Origin of the sequence: Oceaniferula spumae (assembly GCF_042849255.1) — a bacterium.
Classification (GTDB): Bacteria; Verrucomicrobiota; Verrucomicrobiia; order Verrucomicrobiales; family Akkermansiaceae; genus Oceaniferula; species Oceaniferula spumae.
The window spans coordinates 3,948,759-3,975,489 of sequence record NZ_AP026866.1; the positions used below are offsets into that span (position 1 = coordinate 3,948,759).

General features: G+C 51.8%; 22 protein-coding genes and 2 tRNA genes. 13 read left to right on the forward strand and 11 right to left on the reverse strand.

What is annotated here, in order from left to right:
- Positions 1 to 284 precede the first annotated feature (284 nt).
- The 5 genes from ACSPJT_RS16780 (at position 285) to ACSPJT_RS16800 (ending at position 10,227) form a co-directional block, all read left to right on the forward strand.
- The gene (locus ACSPJT_RS16780) at positions 285 to 3,923 is read left to right on the forward strand and encodes a hypothetical protein (RefSeq protein WP_435893713.1); all 3,639 of its coding nucleotides are present in this window, start codon (positions 285 to 287) and stop codon (positions 3,921 to 3,923) included.
- A gap of 27 nt (positions 3,924 to 3,950) precedes the next feature.
- The gene (locus ACSPJT_RS16785; protein ID WP_435893714.1) at positions 3,951 to 4,664 is read left to right on the forward strand and encodes a hypothetical protein; all 714 of its coding nucleotides are present in this window, start codon (positions 3,951 to 3,953) and stop codon (positions 4,662 to 4,664) included.
- A gap of 286 nt (positions 4,665 to 4,950) precedes the next feature.
- Positions 4,951 to 8,475, forward strand: coding sequence for a hypothetical protein (locus ACSPJT_RS16790; protein ID WP_435893715.1), 3,525 nt, complete (start codon positions 4,951 to 4,953; stop codon positions 8,473 to 8,475).
- 48 nt (positions 8,476 to 8,523) lie between these two features.
- Positions 8,524 to 9,495: a hypothetical protein gene (locus ACSPJT_RS16795; protein ID WP_435893716.1), complete on the forward strand. Its 972-nt coding sequence runs from the start codon at positions 8,524 to 8,526 to the stop codon at positions 9,493 to 9,495.
- Between the two features lie 96 nt (positions 9,496 to 9,591).
- Positions 9,592 to 10,227 (forward strand): hypothetical protein, encoded by a 636-nt coding sequence (locus ACSPJT_RS16800; protein WP_435893717.1) that lies wholly within the window; start codon positions 9,592 to 9,594, stop codon positions 10,225 to 10,227.
- 8 nt (positions 10,228 to 10,235) lie between these two features.
- Here ACSPJT_RS16800 and ACSPJT_RS16805 read toward each other — a convergent pair whose 3' ends face one another.
- The 8 genes from ACSPJT_RS16805 to tyrS all read right to left on the reverse strand — a co-directional run bounded on the left by ACSPJT_RS16805 (position 10,236) and on the right by tyrS (position 18,911).
- Positions 10,236 to 10,586: a hypothetical protein gene (locus tag ACSPJT_RS16805; RefSeq protein ID WP_435893718.1), complete on the reverse strand. Its 351-nt coding sequence runs from the start codon at positions 10,584 to 10,586 to the stop codon at positions 10,236 to 10,238.
- Between the two features lie 40 nt (positions 10,587 to 10,626).
- Positions 10,627 to 12,216, reverse strand: a complete 1,590-nt coding sequence (locus ACSPJT_RS16810; protein ID WP_435893719.1) for an Rne/Rng family ribonuclease — start codon at positions 12,214 to 12,216, stop codon at positions 10,627 to 10,629.
- 69 nt (positions 12,217 to 12,285) lie between these two features.
- Positions 12,286 to 14,400, reverse strand: a complete 2,115-nt coding sequence (gene mrdA, locus ACSPJT_RS16815; RefSeq protein WP_435893720.1) for a penicillin-binding protein 2 — start codon at positions 14,398 to 14,400, stop codon at positions 12,286 to 12,288.
- Between the two features lie 44 nt (positions 14,401 to 14,444).
- Complete coding sequence (locus tag ACSPJT_RS16820; protein WP_435893721.1) at positions 14,445 to 15,032, reverse strand: hypothetical protein; 588 nt, start codon at positions 15,030 to 15,032, stop codon at positions 14,445 to 14,447.
- A gap of 12 nt (positions 15,033 to 15,044) precedes the next feature.
- Positions 15,045 to 15,866 carry a rod shape-determining protein MreC gene (gene mreC / locus ACSPJT_RS16825; RefSeq protein WP_435893722.1) on the reverse strand — a complete coding sequence of 274 codons (822 nt, stop codon included), beginning with the start codon at positions 15,864 to 15,866 and terminating at the stop codon, positions 15,045 to 15,047.
- Between the two features lie 18 nt (positions 15,867 to 15,884).
- Positions 15,885 to 16,919, reverse strand: a complete 1,035-nt coding sequence (locus ACSPJT_RS16830) for a rod shape-determining protein (RefSeq protein WP_435893723.1) — start codon at positions 16,917 to 16,919, stop codon at positions 15,885 to 15,887.
- A 268-nt stretch (positions 16,920 to 17,187) separates the two neighbouring features.
- Positions 17,188 to 17,688, reverse strand: a complete 501-nt coding sequence (locus ACSPJT_RS16835) for a hypothetical protein (RefSeq protein WP_435893724.1) — start codon at positions 17,686 to 17,688, stop codon at positions 17,188 to 17,190.
- Positions 17,689 to 17,726: 38 nt separating this feature from the next.
- The gene (tyrS, locus tag ACSPJT_RS16840; RefSeq protein WP_435893725.1) at positions 17,727 to 18,911 is read right to left on the reverse strand and encodes a tyrosine--tRNA ligase; all 1,185 of its coding nucleotides are present in this window, start codon (positions 18,909 to 18,911) and stop codon (positions 17,727 to 17,729) included.
- Positions 18,912 to 19,002: 91 nt separating this feature from the next.
- Here tyrS and ACSPJT_RS16845 point away from each other — a divergent pair, with 91 nt between their 5' ends.
- The 4 genes from ACSPJT_RS16845 to ACSPJT_RS16860 all read left to right on the forward strand — a co-directional run bounded on the left by ACSPJT_RS16845 (position 19,003) and on the right by ACSPJT_RS16860 (position 21,555).
- On the forward strand, positions 19,003 to 19,611 hold the full coding sequence (locus ACSPJT_RS16845) for a hypothetical protein (protein ID WP_435893726.1): 609 nt from the start codon (positions 19,003 to 19,005) through the stop codon (positions 19,609 to 19,611).
- A 161-nt stretch (positions 19,612 to 19,772) separates the two neighbouring features.
- Positions 19,773 to 19,847: transfer RNA gene (locus ACSPJT_RS16850), tRNA-His, on the forward strand.
- A 137-nt stretch (positions 19,848 to 19,984) separates the two neighbouring features.
- Positions 19,985 to 20,677 (forward strand): ribonuclease III, encoded by a 693-nt coding sequence (rnc, locus tag ACSPJT_RS16855; protein ID WP_435893727.1) that lies wholly within the window; start codon positions 19,985 to 19,987, stop codon positions 20,675 to 20,677.
- Positions 20,674 to 21,555, forward strand: a complete 882-nt coding sequence (locus ACSPJT_RS16860) for an ROK family protein (protein WP_435893728.1) — start codon at positions 20,674 to 20,676, stop codon at positions 21,553 to 21,555. The genes rnc and ACSPJT_RS16860 overlap by 4 nt, the downstream gene beginning before the upstream one ends.
- Here ACSPJT_RS16860 and ACSPJT_RS16865 read toward each other — a convergent pair.
- Both ACSPJT_RS16865 and ACSPJT_RS16870 read right to left on the reverse strand, forming a co-directional pair.
- Complete coding sequence (locus tag ACSPJT_RS16865; RefSeq protein WP_435893729.1) at positions 21,544 to 22,266, reverse strand: ComF family protein; 723 nt, start codon at positions 22,264 to 22,266, stop codon at positions 21,544 to 21,546. The genes ACSPJT_RS16860 and ACSPJT_RS16865 overlap by 12 nt on opposite strands.
- A 17-nt stretch (positions 22,267 to 22,283) precedes the next feature.
- Positions 22,284 to 23,345 (reverse strand): CPBP family intramembrane glutamic endopeptidase, encoded by a 1,062-nt coding sequence (locus tag ACSPJT_RS16870; protein ID WP_435893730.1) that lies wholly within the window; start codon positions 23,343 to 23,345, stop codon positions 22,284 to 22,286.
- An 82-nt stretch (positions 23,346 to 23,427) separates the two neighbouring features.
- Here ACSPJT_RS16870 and ACSPJT_RS16875 point away from each other — a divergent pair, with 82 nt between their 5' ends.
- Entirely contained in the window at positions 23,428 to 23,670 is a 243-nt protein-coding gene (locus ACSPJT_RS16875; RefSeq protein WP_435893731.1) for a hypothetical protein, read from the forward strand.
- On the opposite strand, the gene trmD is transcribed toward ACSPJT_RS16875, so the two are convergent.
- Positions 23,667 to 24,377: a tRNA (guanosine(37)-N1)-methyltransferase TrmD gene (gene trmD / locus ACSPJT_RS16880; protein ID WP_435893732.1), complete on the reverse strand. Its 711-nt coding sequence runs from the start codon at positions 24,375 to 24,377 to the stop codon at positions 23,667 to 23,669. The genes ACSPJT_RS16875 and trmD overlap by 4 nt on opposite strands.
- 47 nt (positions 24,378 to 24,424) lie before the next feature.
- Between trmD and lpxB the strand changes: the two genes are divergently transcribed.
- The 3 genes from lpxB to ACSPJT_RS16895 all read left to right on the forward strand — a co-directional run bounded on the left by lpxB (position 24,425) and on the right by ACSPJT_RS16895 (position 26,719).
- Positions 24,425 to 25,549 (forward strand): lipid-A-disaccharide synthase, encoded by a 1,125-nt coding sequence (gene lpxB, locus ACSPJT_RS16885; RefSeq protein ID WP_435893733.1) that lies wholly within the window; start codon positions 24,425 to 24,427, stop codon positions 25,547 to 25,549.
- 12 nt (positions 25,550 to 25,561) lie between these two features.
- Positions 25,562 to 26,419 carry a hypothetical protein gene (locus tag ACSPJT_RS16890; protein WP_435893734.1) on the forward strand — a complete coding sequence of 286 codons (858 nt, stop codon included), beginning with the start codon at positions 25,562 to 25,564 and terminating at the stop codon, positions 26,417 to 26,419.
- Positions 26,420 to 26,646: 227 nt separating this feature from the next.
- Positions 26,647 to 26,719, forward strand: a tRNA-Ala gene (locus ACSPJT_RS16895).
- Positions 26,720 to 26,731 lie beyond the last annotated feature (12 nt).

Consider the following 26,731-nt stretch of genomic DNA (forward strand, 5'->3'; position numbering starts at 1 on the left):
AGTCAAGAAGGAAGACTGTATCCAAGGCTCCAATACACACAGATTTCCTGAATTGGGCAGATTCCGGTGTATTCCTTGGGGCTGTCTATTGGTGGTATAATTTTGGTTCAAATGTGGTAAATTTCGTGAGCTGTGGATTGTTATTGTGCATACATCAGATGGTGTGCGACTGTGGTTTTTAGCGTTGATGGGTGTATATCAGCCCTCGAAAATATACATTGTAACTACGGATGTGTTGGTGTAGGGTGAACCTGCAAGATTGGGAACACTTAGCCAAATTTGATATGAAAACACACACACAGTTTGAACCAGAAGGATCAGGAATTAGTCGCCGTTCTGGATTTATCCGACATGGGGCGGAATCTGGTTTTGCACTGGTCGCGACGATCACCATGATGGTGCTTCTGGTGTTGATCGCCTTGGCGATGCTCAGTCTTTCAACGATGGAAATCCGTCAATCAAACCAGAGCAATGCGCATGCTGAAGCCAAGGCAAATGCTCGCATGGCACTGATGATTGCCATCGGGGAACTACAGAAGAATGCCGGACCTGATCAACGTGTAACAGCTCGTGCAGACATCGCCGCCAACGTTGATCCAGGGAAAAAGTATTGGACGGGATTCTGGAAAACAGATGATTGGGATCCTCTTGATCCAAACACGCGCAGTTTTGTCGGCTGGGGAGTCTCAGATCCAGAGGGCACACTAGCCGAGAACAATGTCACACAGGCTCTCTCAGGCACAGACCTCATCACGCTCGTTGGCGAAGGCTCGGTTGAGGATGCTACCGCGCAAGTCAAAGTTAGAGGGATCGATCTGACCAAGGACGGTAAACCCGCTGGCGGTTATGCTTGGTGGATTGGTGATGAAGGGATCAAAGCGAGTTATTATGTGCCCGAAGTCAGTGATTCCAAATGGAACAAAGTAGCCACACTCGGCACCGCTGCCGATTCGGGTGTATCATCTATTGATTTCAGTGGTTACGAGAACCTTGAAGATACAGAGCTTTTTGCCTCGTCTGTTAGCCGTAAGTCCTTCGGAGTCCCTTCGAGCGATCCTAATCTACCACGGCAAGTTTTCCACGATGTGACGCCTCAGGCAGTAGCATTGCTTACCGATGCAAGACTGGGGGGAGTAAGGAGGGATTTATCGACCGCCTTCGAATTGCCGATGGAGGATTTCAATGAACTCACTGAGTTCCACGCGGCTGGAGAAAACAATAATACCAATTTCTACGATGAGCTCGGTAGCCCATATATAGATAGCCGCTTTTACCATGCGGGATCATCTCCCGATCTGGGGTATATGTGCGAGATTCCATACGGTGGAGGCATCGTGCGTGGAGCCTCATGGGACCTTGTTAGGAATTATTACCGATTGTATAAAAAGGAATGGGAAGAGGAAAGCTGGGGGCGCTCTGTAACAGGGGTAGAAACTGACAGCTACGCAGCGAGAGGCTCGTTACCTCACAGCTATTCTGGTAAAAAGGGTGGTGCGAACGATGTCGGGGGCGACACCTTCGCCTATCACATCAGTAACGGCCATCTCTACACGAAGGCATCGTTTGGTTTCTACGGACGTATTCATTCGCTGAACGAGCCACGAGGAGCCATTAGCTCTGGAGACGCTTCTTCGCAGCAACGGACTGTTGCCCGTTCTCCTCAGGTCACTCCCATCGTGGTGCGTTTGACTGTCGCTGTCGGCATGGTCAAACGTCCTTTAAACAATGGTGCCGACTGGAGTTTGGCCCTTTCATTTGATCCCTATCTCACCGTGGTGAACCCATACAACGTGCCAGTGACTTTTAACTCTCTCGGTCTTTGGTGCACCAAGTTCAACCCGATGAAGGTGACGATTGAATACACGGATGACTCAAATACAAAGCGCACCGTGTCAGCTGAGAAATACTTCTCCGGGAACTACTATTCATTCGGAACTTTCAATATGATTCTAGATCCTAACGAAGGCCCCTACACTCTGGAGCCAGGTGAGACGCGTGTTATTTCTCCTGCGAAAATCGGGGATCAGGCATTGTCTTACAATTATATCTCAACCATGCGTGGTGGATTTTCTTACAGCGAAGATTCCGGGTTTTATATCGCGCCGAACACTAGTGTGAAGCCTAAGGACGGAACCACGGTGAAAGTCACCCTTGATGGCCGTTCGAGTAGTTGGGGGGCCACCGATCGTTTTGTTACTTATCTTTACCACGATAAAAATCACGACGGCTCGCAACGAAATCTATTTGCACACGTGCCGCCAAGAAACATGTATGGCGACGAGGATATTCTCGATCAGCCACTGATCTCTAACATTGGAGCAAGTGCTAACAACGGAAAGACACAAACAAATTTCAAAGTGGTCCGAGAGGTAAGCACTGGCCAGATCCCTTCCCCGGGTGATAGCGGACTTTACGTCGGTGTTCTCGATCTCAGAATGAATACCACCCGGGAGGATGCTCCTAGTCTGGTATTGAATCCTCGTGGAGGAGCCTTTGACACACGTGACTGGGACGGGCTGGAGCGCTCCAGCGTGCAGTGGGATTATTCCCTGTCTCAGATCGATGACTTGTCTCAGTTGCAGCTTGTCGGAGACCCTGAAGGTCATGGTTTCTGGGGGGAGGGCAGAACAGTTACTGATGGTTCTACCCATACTGTTCTCTACGAAGTTCCTCAGTTGCCATTAAGCTCACTCGGTCAGTTGCAGCATGTTGACAGTGGTGTGGCTGGGTCAAGCGGATCACTCGAGATCAGTAACTCATTTCCTCATCCAGGATTGCGTGATCTAACAAGTATTGCTGGTCGTAGGTCAACTGTGGGGGGCGGCTATTCATCTGTGACCTCGCAAACCTTAGCTGACCTCTCATGGGCTAGTAATGAAAGTCTTTGGGACCGTTACTTTTTCTCAGGTATTAACTGGGGTTACGCCTCTGCTTCACGGCTTTCTGCAAGTCAGGGATATGTCTCCCAGCAGGCTGCGATCGATGCATTGATCGCGGGCGACCGTTCTGGTGTTTGGCCCTTACAAAACCCTCGGATGGATTTGTTCACTCGCTCCCTCAGTGCGGAACAAAAAGCTGAGTTGTTAGAATATGATAAGTTGGCAAAATATCTCGCCGTGTTTGGTGGCTTTAATGTGAACTCCACCTCGGAAAAAGCTTGGCAGGCTGTCTTCTCAAGTTTGCGAGAAGTGGATGCTACTTATGTGGATAACACTGGATCCCATAGCAAGCAGGTGACCAATGCCTTCAGCCGATTCATGATCCCTTCTGACAATTCTGGAGAGGTGTTCGGCTCCTTCCGTGAGCTGACGGACAGTGATATTGAAAATCTAGCAGAAGCCATGGTCACACAGGTCAAGGCGCGAGGACCGTTCATGGGACTTGCCGACTTTGTGAATCGCAGACTCAGCACAGATGTTGAGGAGGGAACCGATCTGGCTGCAGTGGGAGCTCTTCAGGCTGCTATCGAAGCAGCGGGACTCAATGATGGTAAAGTCGATTTCAAACCCACGGTCACAAACCTTGAAAATGTTAGTTACCAGGCTGGTGGCAAGAGCAAGACGATCAGTAACTACGCTGGAAGTTCTGGATATTTACTGCAAGCCGATGTTCTGAGTTCGATCGGCAGTATCCTATCTACCAGGTCTGACACCTTTGTGATCCGCACCTACGGAACCGCGAAAAATGCCAAGGGTGAAGTGATTGCTAAAGCATGGTGTGAGGCCACAGTGCAACGGACTCCAGACTGGGTTGTGCCCACCGACGAGGAAGCCACTCGTCAGCGTCCAGGCTACCCTGATTCCACTGGTACACCGGTGATCAGACAGTTCGAAGCAAATCCAACTCTGCCCGAACAAAATCGTCAACTGGGCAGAAAGTTCAAAATCCAGTCATTTCGCTGGTTGAGTCCGGAGGAAGTTTAAGCAATACAACGCGAGACGTTTTTATCTATGAGGAATTTTATTCTGCTCAAGAGAGCATGGCTGGTGATCGTGATGATCGCATGTGGGAACTTAGCTTATGCTCAAGAAGATACAGGCGCTGAAGGCACGCGATTATTCCGTGTAACAAGTTTTGGAGCATGGAAAGGTGGCGAACTTTTCATCAAACGTCCCAAGGATGTCGAGGGGCAGTCGTTGATAAAAGTTGATCTGTTCGATATGGGATACTCGCCTCCTATGCGCTACAAAGCCGCTCAGCCCATTCTATTTTTCAAGAAGGCGGAGAACGAAGAAATACCGTATGAGGAGGTCATGAAAGTTGCGATCCCTAACAGCATGCGCCAACCGCTGATCCTGTTAATTCCACGGGGTGATAAAATTCTCTCCCGCGTCTTCGATTTGGATCCGAGTAAATTCCCCTATGGTTCATGCCAGGTGGTCAATTTTGCCGGTTCCGATCTGCAAGTGGCGATGGATAAGGACAGTCGAGTTCTCAAATCGAACCAATCGCAGGTCTTCGCTCCCGTCCGTGAAGAAAAGCAGGCAGCTTGGTTACGTGTGGCGGATATCGATACCAAGCAGACCGTATTCACCACCATGATGATGCGACGCGCCAAGAAGCGCATGTTCGTGTTTTTCATCGATGCGCAGGATTCAAAAGGAGGTAAAACCGTGAAAACCAGGATGCTGGTTGATTTTAGGCCCGATCCTAAAAAACCTTGATGCTTAGGGGCCAGAAACGGGCCAAATGGGTAGTTTGGTGCCTTAAATGGCCCGAATAGTGCGCGTTTGTAGCCTATTTGAACCTTGTTTTAACAGGGCATAATTTTGGCGCAAGTGGGCTAAATTGCGTAAGTATGTGAAATGAATTGTGCATACAACGGATTACGTGCGAATATGTATGTGAAAGGATAAATGAATCTGAATCAAAAGGTGTTTAACTCACTAGATTCGGCACGTCACCTGCTTACACACAAATTAAAGATCGATAATGTTTCTATCAATCGAAATGAAAACACACAAATTAACATCGAACGGCAAAGAGGGCTCCAATGAATGTGGAATCCACCCGGTTCGATTTCACCGACGGGGATTTGCCCTTGTCGCCACGATTTCCGTCATGGTTTTGATGGTCCTGATTGCGCTTGCTATGTTGAGTCTGTCGACTCTCGAGCTGAGGCAGTCGAGACAAGCCGATAACCAAGCGGTAGCCCAAGCGAATGCTCGGATGGCACTGATGATGGCCATCGGTCAGTTGCAGAAGCTGTCTGGACCGGATCAGAGAGTTACCGCGTCCGCCGATCTGATCGGTGCGACTCAGAATCCAAACTGGACCGGAGTATGGCGTAGTACCGAGGAAGCTGATGGAACGGGAACCCCAATCATCCACTATGATGAAGAAGGTGAAACCATCGTAGATAATCGCTATCTTTCAGCCGAAGACCCACGTAGCAAGTATCTTGCTGGCTGGTTAGTCAGTGGTGAAAATCCAGACCCTAGTTCCGCAGCATCAACATCACTTGTTGAAATTGTTAGAGGAGGGACAGCCGGTGATTCGAATGATTACGTCTCAGTACCACTGGAATCCGTAAAAAACAGTGCAGGCATCGAAACCGGATCGATGGCCTATTGGGTTTCTGATCAGTCTACCAAGGCTCGAATCGACTTGTATAACCAGTACCAACACGACCAGCCTGCGACAGTTAATTTCGGGGGTAAAGGCTATCGTCGTTTACTATCTCCTGAAACGTATCAAGTAAGTGACCTGCCCGGATTGGCGGCGCATGATGGTCTGGAAGAGGAGGATATGGCCAAGATGCTGGATGTTCAGCAGGCCGCGTTGACGGGGCTTGATAGCACAGCTCTTAAAAATCATTATCACTCGCTAACGACCTCCTCGGTGGGGCTGTTTACTGATACCTTGCGTAGTGGTCTGCGCGCCGATCTATCGGTGTTCCTCGAGGATGGCACCATCTCCGCCTTGTCGGGCACTACTACCACGGACATCACCGACAATACTCCGATTCTAGAGAGTCCGAAGCGTGCAAACGTGGGACCGAGGTTTGGAATTCTTCGTTCATGGGCGGATTTGGCCAACAAAGCTTCCAGTGGTACAACGCCAAGCATTGCCGCCAGCGCTGAGGGATCTTATACCAGTGCCGGAAAGTTTTCCCAGTTTCCAGATATCACCAAGCAACAGACCCAATCAGTGCATCCGGTGATCGCTGAGGCAACTCTGACGACACGGTTTAGTTATGTTAGGGGCTATTTGGCAGTTCACCTCTACCCACGTATTGTTCTTTGGAATCCATATAACGTGAAGCTTGATGCTCGTGAATACGTGATCGATTTCAATCATTTCATTCAAGACTCAGTGATCGTTGAGAAACGTGCGAACGGAACAGTCACCGATATCAGAAACACAAGTTATGATACTCGCGCCGGTGGAAACATTGCGCGCCGGATGGTATTCACGACAGACGCTACTGCCTTTGATCCCGGTGAGGCGCTGGTGCTTTCTCCCGTTCCTACTGGAAACGCTCTTGCAGGCAAAGCCACGCGACTTTCCTTCAGAACAACTAGCATTGATAATAAAATCAGCGCGAAGGTTAATCCGCGTGATCTAACCAACTTCTACGTTACTCTGGCCACTCTTCCTGGCATCGCCAAAACAGACCTGCCAGTGTATGCGAACCACAACCGCGGAGCTTACTACTGGGTCGATATGATGGACTGGTGGTGGGGCAACGACGATAATGGTCTCAAAGTGGGCTTGTTCATGCCCGATTCTGCCATTTCCGATTACGATGATCTGGTGGAAAATGCTCCGCTTGTCCAGCTCATCGATACCGATAACTGGACACGTGGATATCAGGGACGTTTCAACAACGGTCGCTGGAAAGTCGGTGGTGTAGAGCCCGTGTATGACTACGAAAGCACTCCTGACTTTGAACCGTGGGCCAGAACCAACTACGGAATACGTTTCAAGTGGTTGACCCAATCGAATCCATACAACATGGCTGGCGGAGGAGCTGGTGCGTTTTGGCATGCCTCAATGATTTCCAATTTCAACCTCCGCGCGGGGCTGAGTCATCGCAGTCCCTACGACAGCGTTTGTGATAACGGCGAATCCCACCACTGGTATCTGTGGGGACCATACGCCATTGAGCGTGAGCAAGCGATGCCTCACAACAGCGTAGAGTATGCAGCTCACGCCAGTTCCAATGGCTATCGCGCCAACCTATTCTTCACCGGCAGCGAAACAACTCCGGAGCATGTTTATCCATTGTTCGATGTTCCCGGAAAAGACTACCAGCCGCATAGCTTGGGAGCCTTCCGTCACGCCCAATTGTCTCAACATATCTGGCAGCCTTCGTATGTAGTTGGTTCTTCACGCGCTCCAGTGAATCTATTTGAGCGCGAACGGACTGCGGCTCCATTTGACACCTTGGAATCCGAGTGGGAGACAACGACCAAATACATGCCCTCATGGATGAAGTTGATGCATTCTTCCGGTAGCGGTGCATCCAATGACCATTTTGTTTACGATATTGCATACGAGACCAATTACGCACTCTGGGACAGTTACTTTTTGTCATCTGGAACCAAGAGTCAAAAGACGACTCTGTTAGATGACACTGCACCCAAGTCGCTGCCGAACTCTCGGATCACGGCACTGGGCGGTGCTGATGCAGACACCCTTAAAGACGGGCGAAAAGCAGCGTCTCAACTGGTAATCAAAGGGCCGTTCAATGTGAACTCCACGAACAAAGATGCGTGGAAGGCTCTGTTGTCTTCCTTCAAGGGCATCAATCTGCCGAACCACACTGGTGGAGGGCATCCATACCCTCGTTTTCTGGCTCCAACCGGGGCTAAATACAATGATGCCGATGCCATGGACGTCAGCACTTGGACGGGTTTCAGAGAGCTGTCAGATGATGATATCGACACACTGGCTGAAGCCATCGTCGAAGAAGTTGAACTGCGCGGTCCGTTTGTATCGATCTCAGATTTCGTCAACCGTCGCTTGGTTCCAACATCCAGCCCAGTGAAAGAGACAGGTCTGATGGGCACGATCGAAGCTGCCATCGCTAATACCAACTTGAATGCTAACCTTGAAAACGGCGAGGCAGTGATGCCGACGAACTACTCAGGAGTCCAAGAGGATTACGGTGTGGCATCTCGAGGAAATCCCGAACACTTTCCCCGCTCCAAGGTCGAAGGTGCACCAGGTTGGCTCAACCAGGGCGATATCTTGCAACAGTTAGGTTCAGTTCTGACTGCCAGAGGCGATACATTCACTATCCGTGCATATGGTGATGCCAAGGACAGCAACGGTAATATCACCGCGCGCGCGTGGTGTGAAGCTACCGTCCAAAGAATACCAGAGTATGTTGACAGCGGAGACACTCCGGAGGAACCGGCATTTCTCCCTAATGGCGATGAAAATCTTGGTCTGAGTGAAACGAATAGATTATTTGGTCGCCGCTACGTGATCTCTTCATTCCGCTGGTTATCTTCCACCGAAATATAACAACGACGCTCTTTGCTCCCTCGATCTAACACATAAAAAGTAACAACCATGAAATATATCAAACCACTATTCAAGGCATCCATGTTAGCTGTGATGATAGCCGCGATCCAATTGGCTACGGTTGCGAGTGTTCAGAGTCAAACGCCTCCTCCCCCGGCACCTCCTGAAGAGAAAGATGCGCCAAAAATTCCAGCCAATAACATTGACCTCTCACAGGTACCAATTCCAGAGGCCGATAAAAAAGATGATGAAGCGCTCACCTCTGAGGAACTACGAGGTCCTAAAATAGGACTATCACTGATGCCCGTAGGTTTTGTGCCACCTCCTATCATTTATCTCGATAAATCCGGAATGCCCCGTGAAAAGTATAGAAACCCGCTCGAATATGCGCCGGCGATCTATCATATCAAAACTAAGAAAGGCAGCATCCGTTTACTCGCAGCACAGAATAACCTGGGCGCTACCAATTTCATTCCACGCAGGGAGGCGGTCACCATATACAGAGAGGCTCCATTCGAAGCTGATGATTCTTCAGGTGCCGATACGAAGGACCGCGGACCGAAGTTGATCGAAGTAGGTACTGTTGGAATTCCTAAAGACATGACCCATGGGATGATCGTCATTACCAAAGATCCCAGCGAGAGATACTGGAAAAAGATGCAACTCAGATTGGTTGATCTCAGCCCCGCTAAGGCGGTCACCGGTGAAGCAAAAGTGATCAATATGTCCCTGTCAGCCCTTGGACTTGAGCAGAACAGTCAGGTAGAGAAATTTCGACCTGGTAGCATCGGCAGCCATCAGTTCGAGCTGAGTGACCGAGGAGGGTTTTATTACTCAGTCGCAGCTTCCACTGGCAACAGTTGGAAATACATCACCCGCACAGGCATGCGTCTGCGTAGTAAGGAACAACTCTTGTTTGTAGCATGGCCCGTTCCCAAGAGCAGCGTGGTCCCCACTGGAGCACAGGTGATGACTCTGCGTTACCGCGCCAAAGATCTGCCTGTTCCTAAGGCTCAGTAGAGCGATTGCCCAAGGGGCTGATTACAATAACTCTAGGAGTAAGCTCGATTTTTTGAGTGGATTCGGGATAGGGGCTTATCGCAACATGTAGTTGTCATGAGTCAGCCACCTCCGTTTCCGAAGGACTCAAAATATCCCAGATCCGAGCCACCAGTGATGCCGTCAGGCCCGCTGCCGGATTGTGAGTTTCATGGGCGAGTCTCGGTGCTTGAGCAAGCAACGACTTACCGTCTATCCGAGCATTCACTGATTCTGGAAAAGGAGCAGGGGAGCCTGACCTATCAGATCTCAGATGTGGTAGAGATAAGGTGTAGGTATTTCCCCACACGATACCAAAGGAATCGCTACGAGTTGTTAGTGAACTTACGCAATGGCATCCGACTAAAGCTTTGCAATGAATTTTATCAAGGTGTTCTCCAATTCGAAGACCGATCCACTTCTTATGTGAACTTTGTCAAACAGCTCCATTCACGCGTAGCAGCTCAAAATCCAAGCTGTCAATTTTTTGCCGGAAGCAGTCCGGCTAGCTACTGGCTTAATGCACTGCTCCTCGGAGGAGTCATGCTTCTCATACTCGGGCTAGGCATTACCATGTTTTTCGCCATACCGATGATAGCCGTCATCAAACTTGTTGTGTTCATATTTCTACTCCCGGTTGCGTGGCAATGGTTCAAAAAGAACAAGCCGAGGCAATATGATCCTAACCAAATACCACAGAGCGTATTGCCGTGAGTTATGGCTTATCGAGGAGATCGGAAGGATCTGATGAATGACTTGATTGACATCCAGATGATGAAAGCAAGTCCAGCAGGAATCGCCAATGTAATGGCTAACAGGGCTGCTGGCACTATCACCCATTTCCCCCAGGATTTGCTGCGGAGAAATAGAAACTTTTGCGTTATCCAGAGCGTGATCCGGGTTTTCCAGCCTAGGGATTTTTGAAAGCCGGCGAAGGGGTCATCTGGTGCTTCAGGTTCCCGCTGACCTGTGCGCACCTTGCTTCGAGCGGATTTAGGTGAGTCCGCTTTTTGAGATGATGGAGCGTCGGGGGTGACGATCTCATCAATTTCGATAGTTTTAGGATCTGGCAATGTTTGGCTGTGGGGTTGCAGGATGGGGGGATTTTCCGAGCTATGCTTGATGCAGGTTTTTGTCCGTGTCGGCTTCGATGATGGCGAAACGTTCGCGATGCAGTGTGGGGTCTGTGCGGAAGGTGAGTCGTCCGCTGTGAGCACGCTCGAGTTCTACAAACAGGGTGGAGTCCTCGTTCTTGAAACGGTTCAAGACCTCGGTGTTCACCACGATGATCAGGTCGCCGAGTTGGCCTTCGCCGCGTTGGATGACGGTGTTCAGGGCGCGTTGCACTTCCACACTCATGGTCATTGGAGTTTTCACCCGGCCACGGCCTTGGCAGTATGGGCATGGCTCTAGCAGACTGTCGCGGAGTGATTCGTTGAGGCGCTGGCGAGTCATCTCCATCAGGCCGATGGATGAGATTTGTAGCACTTGAGTCTTTGCCTTGTCGCGCTTCAGACGCTCTTTCATGGCTCGGTAGACCGCTTGCTGGTCGCGACGATGACGCATGTCGATAAAGTCGACGACCACCAGACCTCCGATGTTGCGCAGTCGCAGTTGGCGGGCAACTTCTTCGGCAGCTTCGACGTTGGTTTCCAAGAGCATTTTATCGACGTCTTTGGAGCCTTTGTTTCTGCCGGTATTCACGTCGACTGTGATCATGGCTTCGGTTTCATCGATTACGAGATAGCCGCCGCACTTGAGCCAGACTTGGCGTGAAAACGCTTCGTCGATTTGTTTCTGAATGCCGATTTTAGCAAAGATAGACTGTCGGCTAGGGTAGTGATAGATACGACGCTTGGCACGGCGAGAAATTCTGCCAGCGAGCTCGCGCATTTGATTGGTGGTTTCCTCGTCATCACAGAGAACCTGTCCGAGGTTATCAGTGAGGAAGCTGCGTACGCTGCGTTCGATCAGATCAGGTTCACGGAAAACACAGAGCGGTGCAGGGTTGTTGTCGCGCTTGTCTTCCACGGCATACCATTGTTCTAACAGCATGGCGAGGTCGCGAACGAAGTGACGGGCACGCTGGCCGGTGGCCACGGTGCGCATGATGATGCCCATGCCTTCTGGAACTTGGAGCTTCTGCATGATGCGACGAAGGCGTTGACGTTCCTTGGGGTCGTCCACCTTGCGGGAGATACCGAACTGGTCAGAGTAAGGCATCAGCACCAAATATCGGCCGGCGAGAGAGATGTTTGTGGTGACACGAGGTCCTTTGTTTCCGATCGGTCCTTTGGAGACCTGGATCATGATTTCAGATCCTTGCGGGTAAATGCTGGGGATGTCCTTGGAGCTGATGCGCTTTGGTTTTTTCTTCTTCTGTTGGCCATCGCGCTGGATTTCCTCCAGGCCACTGTCGAGCGCAGCTGGAATGGCATCCCAGAAGTGTAGGAATGCGTTTTTATCCAAACCGATGTCGACAAACATCGCCTTTAGTCCGGGCTCGATGTTTTTCACCGTGCCCTTGAAAATACCACCGACGATGTTGAGGTCTCCCTCACGTTCGATGTTATATTCTTCGAGCGAGCCATCCTCAATGAGGGCGACGCGGCGTTCGAGTTTTTCGGAGTTGATGACGAGTGATGTTCCTTCAAGGGGGGTAGGGGTGCCGAGCCCGAGAGCTCGTCTGATACGTTTGATCATAATTGTTTTTGAGTAAGTGTAAGTAAATGTTGGGTGTGCCTGTCGGCACGAGTGATTGGTTGTGTGAAATTATTCTTCGATGATGATCGCCTTGGGAGCTTGTGAGCCTTCGGCGTCAGCTTCGACTTTGATGGTGGGTTTGGGGATGATTGGGGTTTGGGAATCGGCAACCGGAGGAGCCATGGGGATGTTAGGAACCTCATCGCCAGTTTCGCCGTCTTCGTAGGCGATATCGATGAGGCCGCCTTCGTCAGGTAATTCGACTTTTTCACGGACGACAAAGTCTCCGTGAAATTCCTTCATTTTGACCAAGGGAAGTTTAAGTCCTTCATCGCTGGCAAAGAGACCGCGCATGATCAGGTGCACCAATGGACCTGCGACGGCACCTCCACTGGTGCCGCGTTTCACGGCGACGACCACGACGTATTTTGGCTGGTCATAAGGGGCGAATGCTACCGTCCAAGCATCGTTTGACTTGATGCCCATATCCACGGTCTGAGCGGTGCCAGTTTTGGCTGAGACGTCCTTGTCCTTGACGGCTGCGCGGCGCGCTGTGCCTCCGACTTCATTGGCTGCCATCCACATGCCTTTGCGGATGCGCTCCAAGTGTTCAGCTTTCAGACCTTCTTGGAGCAAGTTGACTTTGAGGTTAGGGCGGTTCTGAACCAAGACGCCGTTGTGAGGATGAATGACACGTTTGACGATCCGGGGCTTATAATAACGACCGCGATTGGCGATGGCTGATACGACTGCGGCCATTTGCAGAGGGCTTGAAGCACTGTCGCTCTGACCAATCGACATCATGCCGGTGATCGAGGGGGTGACAGCGGCTCCCGGACGAAGTTCAGTTCTCCAGAAACGGTTGCCAGGAATGAAGCCGGGGGATTCGGAGGGAAGTTCAATACCAGTCTTCATTCCAAGTCCTAACAGCTGGAATGATGTCAGCATGTTTTTACTGCCGATCTCGTTGGCAATTCTCATGAAGTAGCAGTTACATGAGCGCTGGATGGACTCCTGCAAGCCGAGTGATCCATGACCAGTCCGCTTCCAACAGCGGATCTGAATGTTACCGTAGGCGACATATCCGGGGCAGCTTTCAACGTCATGCGCATGGCCATGCATGGCTGCAGCAATGGCGGTAGGAAGTTTGAAGGTAGAGCCGGGGGTGAAGTTGTTAATCGCCTTATTGACCAGAGGGCGGCCTTTGTTGGTGTTGTAATTTTTCCATGCATCCGGATCGATGCTCGGCACGAAGTAACTTGGCGTGAAGTCAGGGATGGATGCCATGGCCAAGACTTCGCCGGTGTTAGGATCCATCACCACTGCTGCGGCACGGCCCACACGACGAAGGGTGTTTTCAACAAGGCATTGAACGCGGGCATCGATGGTGAGCTCTACGCGAGATCCGACATCGGGCTTGATGTAGTCGACCATCTGAAGCACCTCACCCTTCTCATTCTTAAGTAGGGTTTTGATGCCCTCAGCTCCAGTGAGGTAGCCGTTCATGGTGGCCTCGACGCCAGCGATGCCTGTGCTATCGCCGGTGTAGTGCTTGAACTTGCGTTTTTCTTCAGGAGAGATGGCTCCTTTTTCCCACTGTTTGACGTAGCCCAGAACATGGGATGCGAGAGAGCCGTAGAGGTATTCACGGCGAGGGCGTACCCGGACATCGACGCCGGGTAGCTCCAGATTATGCTCCGCGAAATGGGCGAACTGATTGTAAGTGAGGTCGTTCCGAAACGTGAATGGAACAAGTCCACCGTGGGTGATGTAGTGGGTGTCGAGTGAGCGGGTGTTATAGCTTGTGTCGAGCTTGTGCAGCGCGAGCTTGGGCCTTACCCATTCGTTGACGATTTTCGATGTTTTGATCTGCCGGAAATCTTTGACCGCATCCTTACCCACGGTTTTGATCAGGTAGCGTTTGTAGTCGGCGCGTATTTCGTCGAGGTTGAAGACCACCTCGTAGTTGCGCTGGTTCTCAGCGAGGATGACGCCATTCCGATCGGTGATATCACCGCGGATGCCAGGCTCGCGAATGGTGACCGTGTAGTTCGATGGAACCTGCTTGAGGAAACGCGAGCGTTCCTCAATCTGATACGTGTAGAGCCTCGACAACAGTGCTCCGAACCCAACAAGGATCAAAGCAGTGAGTAGATAGAGTCTGAGGCGGTAACGTGGTTCCATGAAGAAGAGTGGATATTGAAATTAAAACAGGGAGTTTTTTGGAGTCAGTCGATGTATCGAGTGGTTCGTTTCAGACCATCGTAGCGGATGGTGTGACGACTGAAAGCCGCCAGCTGAAAGATGAACCAGAAAACGAGGGGAGAGAAAAGCATGGTGAGTGCGCTGGTTAAGTAGATCCGGTAGAACGCAGTGGCAGGGAAGACAAAGTCACCACGAACGAAGTTAATCAGAAGATACTCCGAGAACAGATAAAGGAAAATGGCAATGCCGGAAAGTAGCGAGGAAAGGTGCCACTTGCCCTTGCGGAACAGAGGTTGAATCCCCTGCATCAGAAGTCCCATCATCGCGTAGAGGATGATACTGTAGCCAAAGTGGAGTGATTCGATTTGCTCTTTGTAAACGGTGGGGTCTCCGCCTTGAGGTCCGAGCGTGTGCTGGGCATCCCAGAGAAATCCGCACAGGTAGGCGAGCAGTAACATCGTGGCAAAATCCACCGTGACTGCGGCACAAAGAAAGACCAATGGCAGGATCAGCACACGGGCACCATGCAGGCCACCGATCGCCGGCAGGAACTGCTGTAACATGCAGGCCGCAAGGGTCAGGAGGATAATACTGATGGTATACTTGATCACGTGTCGTTCAGGCTAGCGGGCTGACTCCGCAGGGGAGTCCGGGATTTTTACAAACACTGTGTGTAGTGCTGCAAAGTCCACCGCTGGCTTGACAAGTGCTTCTCCATACAAAGGGCCGGATTCAAACGACTGGATTGTACCGAGAAGAATATCAGGCGGAAAGAGGCCGCCGCGGCCTGTGGTGAATACCAGCATACCGGCGGAGATTTTGGCGTCTTTCGACAAGAAGCTAAGCCGGAGGACGGGGTCCTGGCCGGTTTCGCCTCGTTGTCCGCTCAGGATGCCAAGTTCCGGTGTTCCGTCCACTTTGGCGGAAACCTTGCACTTTTCATCCGTGAGTAGAATAACGGTGGATGTATCTTCTGATGGGGCATCGACTTTGCCTACCAGTCCCTCTGGAGAGAGAACGGGCAGTTGCACGCCGACGCCTTGTTTTTCGCCACGATTGATCGTGACGGTGTGCCACCAGGTGGAGGGCTGGCGGCGAATGATTTTTGCGGCAAGCACATGGAAAGGGGCCTCTTGCTTGAACTTGAGAGCCTGACTGAGTCGGGCATTTTCTTCCTCAAGTTTACGCAGATGGGCGACCTCCATGCGCTTCTTGTCCAGCTCCTCCTTTGCCAGATGGTATCTGGCTTTCCATTCTTCTGAGTGCTCGGCTTCCTTGATGAACTCGGATGCCGTTGTCTCCAAACTGGAGCCACTCTTGAGGAATGGACTGATGGCGCTGTAGTAAGTTTTCTGAATGCTGCGGACAGACTGCTCGCTGCGCGTGAGTGCCCAGACGGCACCCGCGATAAACAACAGGAGAGCAATCAGATTCTGCGGCTTCATATCAGCACTCGGAAGTGATTAGTGCTTTGCCTCGGTGTTCGTGACACGGCGCAGGAACGAGATCTCTTGGAGAACTTTGCCGGTTCCTTCTGCCACTGCGCTGAGAGGATCTTCAGCAACGTGAACAGGAAGGCCTGTCTCTTCTCGAAGGAGCTTGTCCAGTCCGCGGAGCAGGGCTCCACCGCCGGCGAGAACGATACCACGGTCGACTAGGTCGGCGGCAAGTTCGGGCGGGCAGCGTTCCAAAGTGGTGCGCACGGCGTCCACGATGGTGTTGAGCGGATCTGACATAGCGTCACGGATTTCCTGAGAAGTGATGGTGATGGTCTTGGGCAGACCGGCTACCAAGTCACGTCCTTTGACCTCCATGCTGGTTTCTTTGGGAAGGGGGGCTGCTGATCCGAGACGGATCTTGATGTCTTCAGCTGTGCGCTCACCGATCATGAGGTTGTATGCGCGCTTCATATACTGGGTGATGGCTTCATCGAGTTCATCACCAGCGGTTCTGACACTACGGCTGTAAACGATGCCGGAGAGGGAAATGAGGGCGACCTCGGTGGTTCCACCTCCGATGTCGACGATCATGTTACCTGCGGCGTCTTGAACAGGCAGGCCAACTCCGATCGCGGCGGCCATGGGCTCCTCGATGAGGTAAACCTCGCGGGCACCCGCTTGCTCAGCTGACTCGCGGACGGCGCGGCGCTCCACTTCGGTGATGCCTGAAGGCACGGCGATAACCACTCGGGGGTTTGAGCGGCGGCGGCCATTGTTGACCTTGCGGATGAAGTGGCGAAGCATTGCCTCGGTGACTTCGAAGTCGGCGATGACTCCGTCGCGAAGCGGGCGGATGGCCACGATGTTACCAGGGGTACGGCCGAGCATGCGCTTGGCGTCGTCACCGACAGCCAGCACCTCGTTGGTTCCTGAGTTGATGGCGACCACGGATGGTTCGCGAAGGACGATGCCGTGGTCCTTGACGTTGACCAGGGTGTTGGCGGTACCAAGGTCGATACCGATATCGTTGGATCTGATGGAGAAAAATTTACCGAACATGTTATATGTGATTGGGAATGAGTTAGTTGGGAAAGTGGGATAAAGAGATAAATTGAATAGGGTTAGGGTGTCGCGTAGTCCACGGCGGACCCAGAGCGGGGACCGGCAACGGATGGAAAACATCGCGGAACCAGAGCGGGCAGGAGGTGCCGTTCTGAAGATCTCCCGAAAGGGTGCGTGACTATTCAGCGTTAGCCCCTTGAGGTCAAGCGGTAAGACACGGAATACCTTGATTAATAGGGCTTTTCACAGTGGCCCCGCAGATGGCTCAGGCGAGCTTCAGACGATCATCTGATTCAAGCGCGCTACTGAGTTCTCCCCAGCCTTCCGGAGTCTGGATATTGAAGGTGTGCAGATAGAGGGAAACCAAGGCGGGATCGAATTTCTCCAAGAGTGTATCGATGGAGGTCTTAAGTTTATCAGCATCAAGTGTTTCAGGGAGGTCGCCCTCGACCTGGCCGTTGCCGTCGTGGGGGATTCCGAGGCCGTCGCAGAAGGTGGCAAGCATTTCATTCTGGCCTTTCATGAAGTAAACTTGGAGCAGGTGCTCGCCAATCATGTCGCTGGTTTTCAGCTTCAGAGTTTTGTGCATCCATGCAATCTGCTCGACGGCTGGTTTTTTCTGCAGGAAAGCGAGGCGGAGCTTGCGATTGGTGGCGAGGCTGCCGAGGGCTGTTTTGTAGAGGTTGCGATCAGTTTCGCGCATCCACATGAACATGTCGGTGACGATGGATGGTTTGACGGCGGTGAAGAGTTCGTATGCGTGCATAGCGGTTGATAGGTAATTACGGGTGAGTGATTTGTGAATCAGATAAATTTAACAGAGTGCTTTTTGCTGAGGCGGAGAATATCCCCTGCTTCGGGAGCGATGTCCGCCATCGGATCAGTGAGTTTTTCTCCGTTGAGTTGAACGGCGCCAGTGGTGATGAATTGCTTGCGCAGTTCTCCATTGGATTTTTTCAAATTGAAAGTAGTTTCGAAAATTTGAGAGGTAAGGGTGATGACGTTAAGATCACTGGAGAGGTCGGCTAAATTGACCTCCACGGCACCGGCAGCCGTGTCGCGCTGGGAAAACCGGGCTTCCCAGGTCGCGCGAGCTTCGGTGGCTTCGTCTTCGCTGTGGTAGCGCGCTGTGATCTTGGCTGCGAGCTGTTTTTTGCTCTCCATCGGGTGTTGGGTGCTATCGCGGTCGCAACCTAACAATAGAGTGTAGTAGCGATCCATCAGTTCGTCAGAAATGCTCATCAGCTTACCGAACATTTCGTTAGGTTCTTCGCTGACACCCACATAGTTGTGTGCGGATTTGGACATTTTCTTGATGCCGTCGAGGCCTTCTAACAGCGGCATCAGCATGACCACTTGCTGCGGCATGCCTTCTTCCTTTTGCAGGTCCCGACCAACGAGGATATTAAACAGCTGGTCAGTCCCTCCGATTTCGACATCGGATTTAATCTCAACGGAGTCCCAGCCCTGCATGATAGGGTATTGGACTTCGTGGAGGCGAACTTCTTGGCCTTTTTCAATACGAGATTTGAAGTCCTCGCGCTGCAGCATCTGTTGCATGGTGACCCGTGCATTGAGCTTGAGAACTTGCTCGTAGGTCATGGTTCTGAACCAATCTCCGTTATAGACAACCTCGGTTTTTGAATGATCGAGGATTTTAAAGGCTTGGGTCGTGTAGGTCTCGGCGTTGGCCAATACTTCTTCCCGAGTGAGTGGAGGACGGGCGGCCGAGCGTCCTGTGGGATCTCCTACCGTGGCGGTGAAATCACCAATGATGAGCACGGCTTGATGGCCCAGTTCCTGAAATTGACGCAGTTTTTCGATAGCTACGGTGTGTCCCAGGTGGATATCAGGGGCAGTGGGATCGACTCCGAGTTTGATCCGGAGTGGTCGACCGAGTTCGAGCTTCTCCTTTAGCTCTTTCGGGCTGAGGACTTTGGCTGTTCCGGCGGTCAGGATGTTCAGGGCATCATCGACAGTATGGCTCATGGCGCGCGGAGGTTGTATGGAAGCGGCCACTGTGTCGAGCCGGAAGATTCAGGCTTTACGAGAACTGATGTGAGAGCATAGTCTGGGGCTAATGACTGAAGAGCACTCACCCTATCATGTATCCGATTCTGGGATGTCACCGCCACCGGCTCCTGACGCTCTGGTGGCAAATTCTTCCCCCATACCGAAAGTCTTCGGAATTATCCACATCGTCTATGCGGGGCTGGGAGCCGTAGGTGCCCTGTTCGCCATAGGCAGTGTATTCCTGATGAGAGCGGTGATGTCTAAGGCTGGTAGCGGAACGGAGGAGGTGAATACTTTTCTGGAGGCCTACAACGATATGGCCATCTACTCCTACATCGACGCTGCCTTGAAGATCGTGCTGGCGGTGATGTTACTCACTGCAGGCATCGGTCTACTGAAGAAAAAATTGTGGGGTCAGAAATTGTCTGTCTTTTGGGCAGTCACACGAATCATCTCGGCGATCGTGATGGTGGTCTTGACCATGGGGCCTGCCAGAGAGTTTCAAGAGAAGATGGGTGAAGTGACTCAGAGCCAAGCTGGCGGGGTTGATCAAAGTCAGCTGCAAGGCACTCTGCAGAGTGTCAGTGGAGTGATGAGTATTATCATGCTTTGCATCTACCCAGTGGTGAGCCTGATTTTCCTCAGTCGCAAGTCGGTGAAAGATGTATTGAAATAGGCGGTTGCGCCGATGCTTCACATGCCATTTTGCGTCTGTGACGTGTCCTTTAGTTGAATAATTTGCCCCGAGGTTAATTTTTGGCTTTGCAAGGTGCGGGGAATGGCTTATTTCGCTGCCGCGCCTTTGCAGCCGGATTTCCGCTGATCGGCAAAATAATGGTGACTGTAGCTCAGTGGTAGAGCCCCGGATTGTGATTCCGGTTGTCGCGGGTTCGATCCCCGTCAGTCACCCCATTCTTTTCCCTGTGCTGTTCGCAGGTAAGCTTCTTCATTTTTCTGGATCTTCGTCCATATACTCCTTTGCCTGATCGGCTTTGTTTGCTAGCGTCAAGCGTTGCGGGCTATTTGCCTGTATCTGAATCAGAAATACTATGTTGTCATTGGAAGAGGTTATTGGATATAAATTCCGGAATTCGCTGCTGTTAGCCGAGGCTTTGACCCATCCGAGTCTGGCTTACGAGACGCAGAAACCACACTTTGATAACCAGCGATTGGAATTCCTCGGCGATGCGGTGATTCAGCTGTTACTTACCGAGAGACTCTATGATATGTTTCCCGGGTTTTCAGAAGGCCGGCTGACCAAACTCAGGGCCCGATTGGTTTCCCGTGAGGCCTTGCATGGTTTTGCCAATGAGATGGATCTCGGGACTTACATCATGATGGGAAAAGGTGAAGAGTCCACCGGTGGTAGAAACCGTCCGTCCACTCTCGCGGATGCTTTTGAATCAGTCTTTGGCGCTATCTACCTCGATGGAGGACTGGACTCGGCGCGCAAGGCAATCGAGCGAGTTTGTTCGAAAGCGATCAAAATCATCGCTGATTCTCCCGAGGAGAAAAACCCCAAAGGGCAGCTTCAAGAGGTCTTACAAGCCATCTCGCCGGATGGTCCATGTTATCATGTATTGAGTGAACATGGCCCCGATCACAACAAATCATTCACCGTGTCTGTCAAATGGAAGGGCATGTGCTTGGGGGAAGGTGTGGGCAATTCCAAAAAAGATGCAGAAACGAAAGCTGCGCGGGCAGCTCTGAACGTTCGAGCCTGGGAAGACTATTCGATATGATGCAAAAACTGTTAGGTGGGGTCGAGGCCGGGGGCACCAAAATGGTATGTGCCGTGGCTCATGAACCAAACACGGTGCTGGACGAGGTTAGATTTGCTACTACGGGACCCGATGAAACGTTGGCTCGGGTGACTGATTATTTCCAACAAGCTGTGGAGAAATTTGGACCCTTGGATGCAATCGGTTACGGAACTTTCGGTCCGGCATGTATCACGATGGGTGATGCAAAATATGGCCATATTTTGAATACACCGAAAGCCGGGTGGCAGGGCTGCGACGTGCTGGCTGGTTTATCAGCCTCATTTCCGAATGCGAAACTGTCTTTCGACACCGACGTCAATGCCGCTGCCATTGGCGAGGGGGCATTCGGAGCTGCCCGTGATCATAAAAACTTCATCTACATCACCGTAGGAACTGGAATTGGTGGCGGGGTTATCATCAATGGCAAGCCGTTGCATTCAGAGCCTCATGCTGAAATTGGACATATGTTAGTGCCCATGGTGGACGGGGAGTTAGAGGAGTTTGCAGGATCTTGTAAGTTTCACGGTTGTTGTCTGGAAGGGTTGGCTAGTGGCACTGCCATTGGGCAACGTTGGGGTGGATCCTCGCGCGATTTGTCCGAGGACCATGTGGCATGGGATATTGAGGCGCGATATCTGGCCGTCATGGTACAGAATCTGATTGCCTGTTATGCTCCGGGGAAAATTATCCTAGGTGGTGGTGTGATGGAGCAATGTGGATTGTTAGGAAAAATTAAAACAGAGCTTGCTGCGCGCATCGGTGATTATTGGCAACTGGCGGATGACCTGTTAGTGCTTCCTCAGTTGGGAAACCAAGCGGGGATCACAGGGGCATTGTTGATGGCTTCAACCGCGTAATACGGATAAGACGGCAACGCGCTGGGCGCCACTTTTAAGCAAGACTTTGGCGCATTCATTGGCGGTGGAGCCTGTCGTGAAAACGTCATCAACCAAGATGACAGGTTTCTCATTGATCAGTTTTTGAAACCTCGACCGAATGGCAAATGCTCCGTCCAAATTCTCCAGCCGCTTGGCTCTGCTGAACCGGGTTTGGGTTTGTGTGTTGCGCGTGCGCTGCAATGCGTTGTGATAGGGGAGTCCGCAATGGCCAGATAGTTTCCGGCAAATTTCCTCAGACTGATTAAATCGTCTTTTTCTTAACCTCAGCCAGTACAGTGGCACGGGGACCATGACGCCATCTTTGAGGTAGGGTAGAAAGCGAGAATCTGTTAGTGCTTCCTCCGCAAGCCGGGCGAGTTCGTCTGCCAGGTGAACTTGCCGCATGTATTTGAAGTCATGAACCAAATCTCTGCCGCCACCATCGCTGTGTAATGCGGCGCGAGCGAATTCGAAATTAAGATCAAGCTCGTGGCAGTTAGGGCAGATGAATTCGCCAGACATGTCGCCGTCGTAACATTCGCCGCACTTGGCGCAGAAAGGAGCTTCGATGTAGTGAAGCTTTTCATAACAAGGATCACACAGGTGTCTTCCATGTGTCAGTGGTGCCTCACACAGGTGACAGGCAGCCGGATAGATGAAGTCCAGAAGTCTGTTAACGGTGCGGTTCATCTGTCAGTTAGAAAAAGTTAATCAGATACTTCGTTGTCTTTCTCCTCCCGCACATGGCGTCTTACCTCTGAGGCGTGCACGAAGAAGTGAACAAGCAGACCCGTGGCGACCAGCACAGCAAGCGGCAAGACACCTGATTTCCGGTCGGCGCTGATAAAAAATTCTGCGGAGGAAACATGACCACTACTCGGTGAGGCAATTTCTTGGAACAGACTGTGCACAAATACCCAGCCAAGATGCATGCCGATTGGCAGCCAGAGTGATGCTGTGCGGTAACGGGCATAGGCAAGAATTCCCCCCATCATCAGCATGGTGAGAAACGGAAGGGCAAACTCATGCAAGTGCATGAAGCGCTGCCCGACGAGAGACAACATTCGAAACCCTGTATCCCACTGCCCAGGTTCCGATAGCAAAGCACCGTGGAGAGGGGAGAGAAAGTGGACACATGCATACAGGACGGTAACCGAGATAATGGCCACGGCCGGACGCAAGGAACGGAGGCAAATACCGAGCAGAATACCACGAAAAACCCACTCCTCAAGCACTGCAGAAACGGCTGCAATCACGGTCGCACGCTTTATCGCATCGATCCACATGACGGGGTGATTCAGATGAAACCATCCGGTGTATAACAGGAGCCACATCGTCAGTAAGGTCAGACTGGAGGCCAGCAGCAGTCCTGTGCCAAAGTGGAACCAGCTACGGCCGTTGTGGCTCAGGGATTGGCCAGATGTATGAGCGATGCTGTGTCCAGGGAGTCGAAGTAACCATGGTTTGTTTTTCTGTGGCTTTGAGGTTTTCCCGATTCTCATCCACATGATAAACGGACCGGCTAACAACAGAGCGCAGATCAGCAAGGTGTAGTTGAAATATCGCGTAAAGTCGGAGATTTCACACTGATGTGCAAACCACAACAGCGCGGGATTACTACCACGCGCTTCGACTACCTCAGCAATGACCTTGCCCACGTTGAAAAAAAACGGGGAGACAATGGCGGCTGAGATGGCAGTAAGGGTGAGGAAGAGGAGGATCTTCGTGATGTCACTCTGGATGAGGCGTTTCACTTCAGTCATTGTCATGGATAGGAGTTGATCCGTCAATGACTGGGATAGTTGAAAATTTTCTCATTCTCATACTCGAATAATTGGTTATACGAGTGCCATGCAGAAGCACCAGTGGAGAGAGGAAGATGAAGAGGGTATCATGATGTACCGTGCTACCTATCACGCTGGTGAGTGGAAGCTTTATTCGCAGATGAAGGGTGACGAGGAGTGGGATCACCACGATCCGATTCCGGTCGAGCTTCTAGAAAAGCTCCGCGAGGTGATATGGAACAAATATCAACGCGGTCGCTGTCCGCATAAGCTGGTGACTAAAATCGATAAGATGTTAGGCAAAGACTAGTCCTCCAATAAGTCAGGCCGGTTCGCCCGAGTCCGCTGGTGAGCTTGTTCCTTTTTCCAAGCTTCAATCTTGCCGTGATCGCCGCTGAGGAGAACTTCTGGGACTTTCATGCCACGGAAATCATTCGGTTTGGTGTAAGCGGGAGCCTCTAACATATTGGGGTTGGTGAACGATTCTTCTTCTGGAGATCGGGCGTCACCTAGGGCCCCGGGGATGAGTCTGACAATCGCATCCGTCACCACAGCGGCAGCGATGGCTCCATTGGTGAGCACGTAGTCGCCGATGGAAATTTCCTCGTCCACCAGAGTTTCGATCACGCGGTGATCGACCCCTTCATAGTGACCGCAGAGGATGATCAAGTGCTTAGAGGAGGACAGCCGTTGTGCATGATGCTGTTTAAATGGCGCCCCTTGAGGTGTCATCAAGATCACTTGGGTATCGTCACCCTTGAGTTCCTCCACGGCAGCGAATATCGGCTCGGGCTTAAGCAGCATGCCCTGACCTCCGCCACAGAGATACTCATCCGTTTTACGGTGTTTGCCTGTTGCCCAATCGCGGAGCTGATGGGCGTGAATATCCACCAGTCCTGCTTCCCGAGCGCGTCTGATGATGCTCTCACTGAGTGGAGCCAGAGCGATTTCTGGGAAGAGGGTGATGATGTCGATGCGCACGGTCAGGAGAAGTAGGGCGAAAGAAGTAAGAAGCAAGACGTATTGGGTTTGAAGTTTTTTCTCAACCCGCTAGTCCTGTGTCGGTGAGCCAGATCATCTATATTGTAGCCGGTGAAGTCAGTGGGGATACCCATGGGGCTCATCTGATGACGGCTCTGCGCGATGATGTTCCTGGGGTGGATTTCCACGGGGCTGGTGGACCGGAAATGCATGCCGTCAGTGATGGCGTCAACAACTGGGTAGAAGATGCCGCAGTGATGGGGATCTGGGAGGTGTTGAAGCACTACAAGTGGTTCAAACAACGCTTCGCCGAGATGCTCGATGAGTGTGTCGCTCTCGAGCCTGATGTCTTAGCGCTCATCGATTATCCGGGCTTCAACCTTCGCTTTGCCAATGCCGTGCGGGAGAAATTACCTGCCACCAAGATTGTTTATTACATCAGCCCTCAGGTATGGGCGTGGAATAAAGGGCGCATACCCAAGATGGCGGAAACCTTGGATCTGATGCTTTGTATCTTTCCCTTCGAGCAGGAAATTTTCCAATCTGCGGGATTGAAAACCATTTTCACTGGGCATCCATTGGTGGATGAGTTGGAGGAGAAACGTGTCGACGTTGATCGCGAAACTGGGCTTGTAGGTTTGTTCCCGGGGAGCCGCGAACGCGAAGTGGCGAGGCTCTTCCCTCTGATGGTAGAAACAGCCCGCCGGATGAATTCTCACCACCCGCAATGGCGCTATGAAGCAGCTGCGGCATCTCCGAAATTGGCGAAGCGGATGCAGGAAATTGTTGGCGAGGCAGGTCTCGATGATGAAAGCATTATCAAGATCGGCACCGGCAATAGCCACGAACTGATGCAGCGAGCTACCTGTGGCGTGGTTGCCAGCGGCACCGCCACACTTGAAGCTGCGGCACTCGGACTGCCATACTGCCTGGTTTACAAAGTCGCGTGGCCGACCTGGGCGATGGGGAAATTATTGATCAAGCTGGACTTCATCGGTCTGGTCAACATTCTCGCCGGAGAAAAAGTGGTTGAGGAGTTGATCCAGAGTGAGGCCGACCCCAATCACCTCGAAAATATTCTCAACGAATTGCTCACCAATGACAGCGCGCGTGAGCGGCTCCGCAGTCGTCTACTGGCCACCGCTTCGAAGTTAGGTGAGCCCGGTGCTCACGAACGAGCCGCGGCCGAGATTTCCAAATTACTCTAACGTTTTATCCTCATGTCTGAATCACAGCCTCGCATTTATAAAGTCTTGCTCATGATCCTGCCCGTTGGGGTTGTGATCGGAACGGTCATTTTCATGTTCATGTATTTCTACAACGAACGCCGGGATGAACAAAACCACGCGGTGATCGCTTCACACGGACTCCGTCTAACGGATCTCAAAGATATGGTGGAGAAATTCTCTGATCGTATTGGTGTGCGTGATGTGGAAACGGAGGAGGGTAGGAATGGACTGAAATCGGCTGCCTCCATGATCGAAGGCCGGCTGGGACCGCAAAACGTCGGATTTCCAGTCAGGAAGGACGAGGGGGAAGCGGCTCACGGTTTGCTCTGGAAAAGCCTCTGGGTGGATGTTCGCGGGAAGGAAAAACCCGAGCATGTGATTTTTGCCGCCGTATCGTTTTCGGGCGCAGGCGAGGTGGCGGATGCCAATGCAGTCTCCACCCTCATGATGTTAGCCTCCTCAATGGCCCGCGATGAACCGGCTCGCACGATCCGCTTTGTTTTCCTTCCCTTGGACAGGGGGCCGATTGAGCAGAATCGCTGGTTGGTCCAGCGTTGCCTCAACGAGGGTGAACACTGCGATGGTATCATCGGCATTCAAACGATGTCGGGAAAACCTGAAATAGGCGGCGATGAGTGGCAGGCGGAAACTCCGGCCGACGGTGATGAAGACTGGTGGACATATCTCCGCCAAGGAGGCCCGCGATCTGAGGGGCTGACACAATCGGTGTGGCTATCACACGCCGTATTCTCCCCCGAAACCTGGCTAGGCCAGAAGGAGCGGCGCTTAGAGGAAACTCTGGATGTGGCGACACAGCTCACCAGTTGGCTTCGGCGTGCAGCGGAGTGATTGAATCGTCCTCGCTGCCGGAGCGAGGCTGTGCAGGTAGTCGGGGCCGTGGTAAAGAGGGGATGTTCCAGCATTTAAAAACGGGCAATTGAAATCGTCTGCCAGGATCGAGCGCAATTCTTTTGAAAAAACATCTTGTCACAGTCGTCGGTGTGGGATAATTCCGCTCCGCGCTTCCCTCGGTTCTCGGAAATTTCTGTGAACGTTGGGAGGAAAGGAATCAAAAGGGGGCATTAGCTCAGTTGGTAGAGCACCTGCATGGCATGCAGGGGGTCAGCGGTTCGAATCCGCTATGCTCCATTTCCCTTTTTA

Coding starts and splice junctions, on each gene's coding strand:
- ACSPJT_RS16870 (WP_435893730.1), bottom strand. CDS start 23,345: ATGACAATGACTGAAGTGAAACGCCTCATCCAGAGTGACATCACGAAG.
- ACSPJT_RS16785 (WP_435893714.1), top strand. CDS start 3,951: ATGAGGAATTTTATTCTGCTCAAGAGAGCATGGCTGGTGATCGTGATG.
- ACSPJT_RS16830 (WP_435893723.1), bottom strand. CDS start 16,919: ATGTTCGGTAAATTTTTCTCCATCAGATCCAACGATATCGGTATCGAC.
- ACSPJT_RS16800 (WP_435893717.1), top strand. CDS start 9,592: ATGAGTCAGCCACCTCCGTTTCCGAAGGACTCAAAATATCCCAGATCC.
- ACSPJT_RS16875 (WP_435893731.1), top strand. CDS start 23,428: ATGCAGAAGCACCAGTGGAGAGAGGAAGATGAAGAGGGTATCATGATG.
- ACSPJT_RS16845 (WP_435893726.1), top strand. CDS start 19,003: ATGACTGAAGAGCACTCACCCTATCATGTATCCGATTCTGGGATGTCA.
- ACSPJT_RS16780 (WP_435893713.1), top strand. CDS start 285: ATGAAAACACACACACAGTTTGAACCAGAAGGATCAGGAATTAGTCGC.
- ACSPJT_RS16890 (WP_435893734.1), top strand. CDS start 25,562: ATGTCTGAATCACAGCCTCGCATTTATAAAGTCTTGCTCATGATCCTG.
- ACSPJT_RS16795 (WP_435893716.1), top strand. CDS start 8,524: ATGAAATATATCAAACCACTATTCAAGGCATCCATGTTAGCTGTGATG.
- rnc (WP_435893727.1), top strand. CDS start 19,985: ATGTTGTCATTGGAAGAGGTTATTGGATATAAATTCCGGAATTCGCTG.
- ACSPJT_RS16790 (WP_435893715.1), top strand. CDS start 4,951: ATGAAAACACACAAATTAACATCGAACGGCAAAGAGGGCTCCAATGAA.
- ACSPJT_RS16835 (WP_435893724.1), bottom strand. CDS start 17,688: ATGCACGCATACGAACTCTTCACCGCCGTCAAACCATCCATCGTCACC.
- tyrS (WP_435893725.1), bottom strand. CDS start 18,911: ATGAGCCATACTGTCGATGATGCCCTGAACATCCTGACCGCCGGAACA.
- ACSPJT_RS16860 (WP_435893728.1), top strand. CDS start 20,674: ATGATGCAAAAACTGTTAGGTGGGGTCGAGGCCGGGGGCACCAAAATG.
- ACSPJT_RS16865 (WP_435893729.1), bottom strand. CDS start 22,266: ATGAACCGCACCGTTAACAGACTTCTGGACTTCATCTATCCGGCTGCC.
- mrdA (WP_435893720.1), bottom strand. CDS start 14,400: ATGGAACCACGTTACCGCCTCAGACTCTATCTACTCACTGCTTTGATC.
- ACSPJT_RS16810 (WP_435893719.1), bottom strand. CDS start 12,216: ATGATCAAACGTATCAGACGAGCTCTCGGGCTCGGCACCCCTACCCCC.
- mreC (WP_435893722.1), bottom strand. CDS start 15,866: ATGAAGCCGCAGAATCTGATTGCTCTCCTGTTGTTTATCGCGGGTGCC.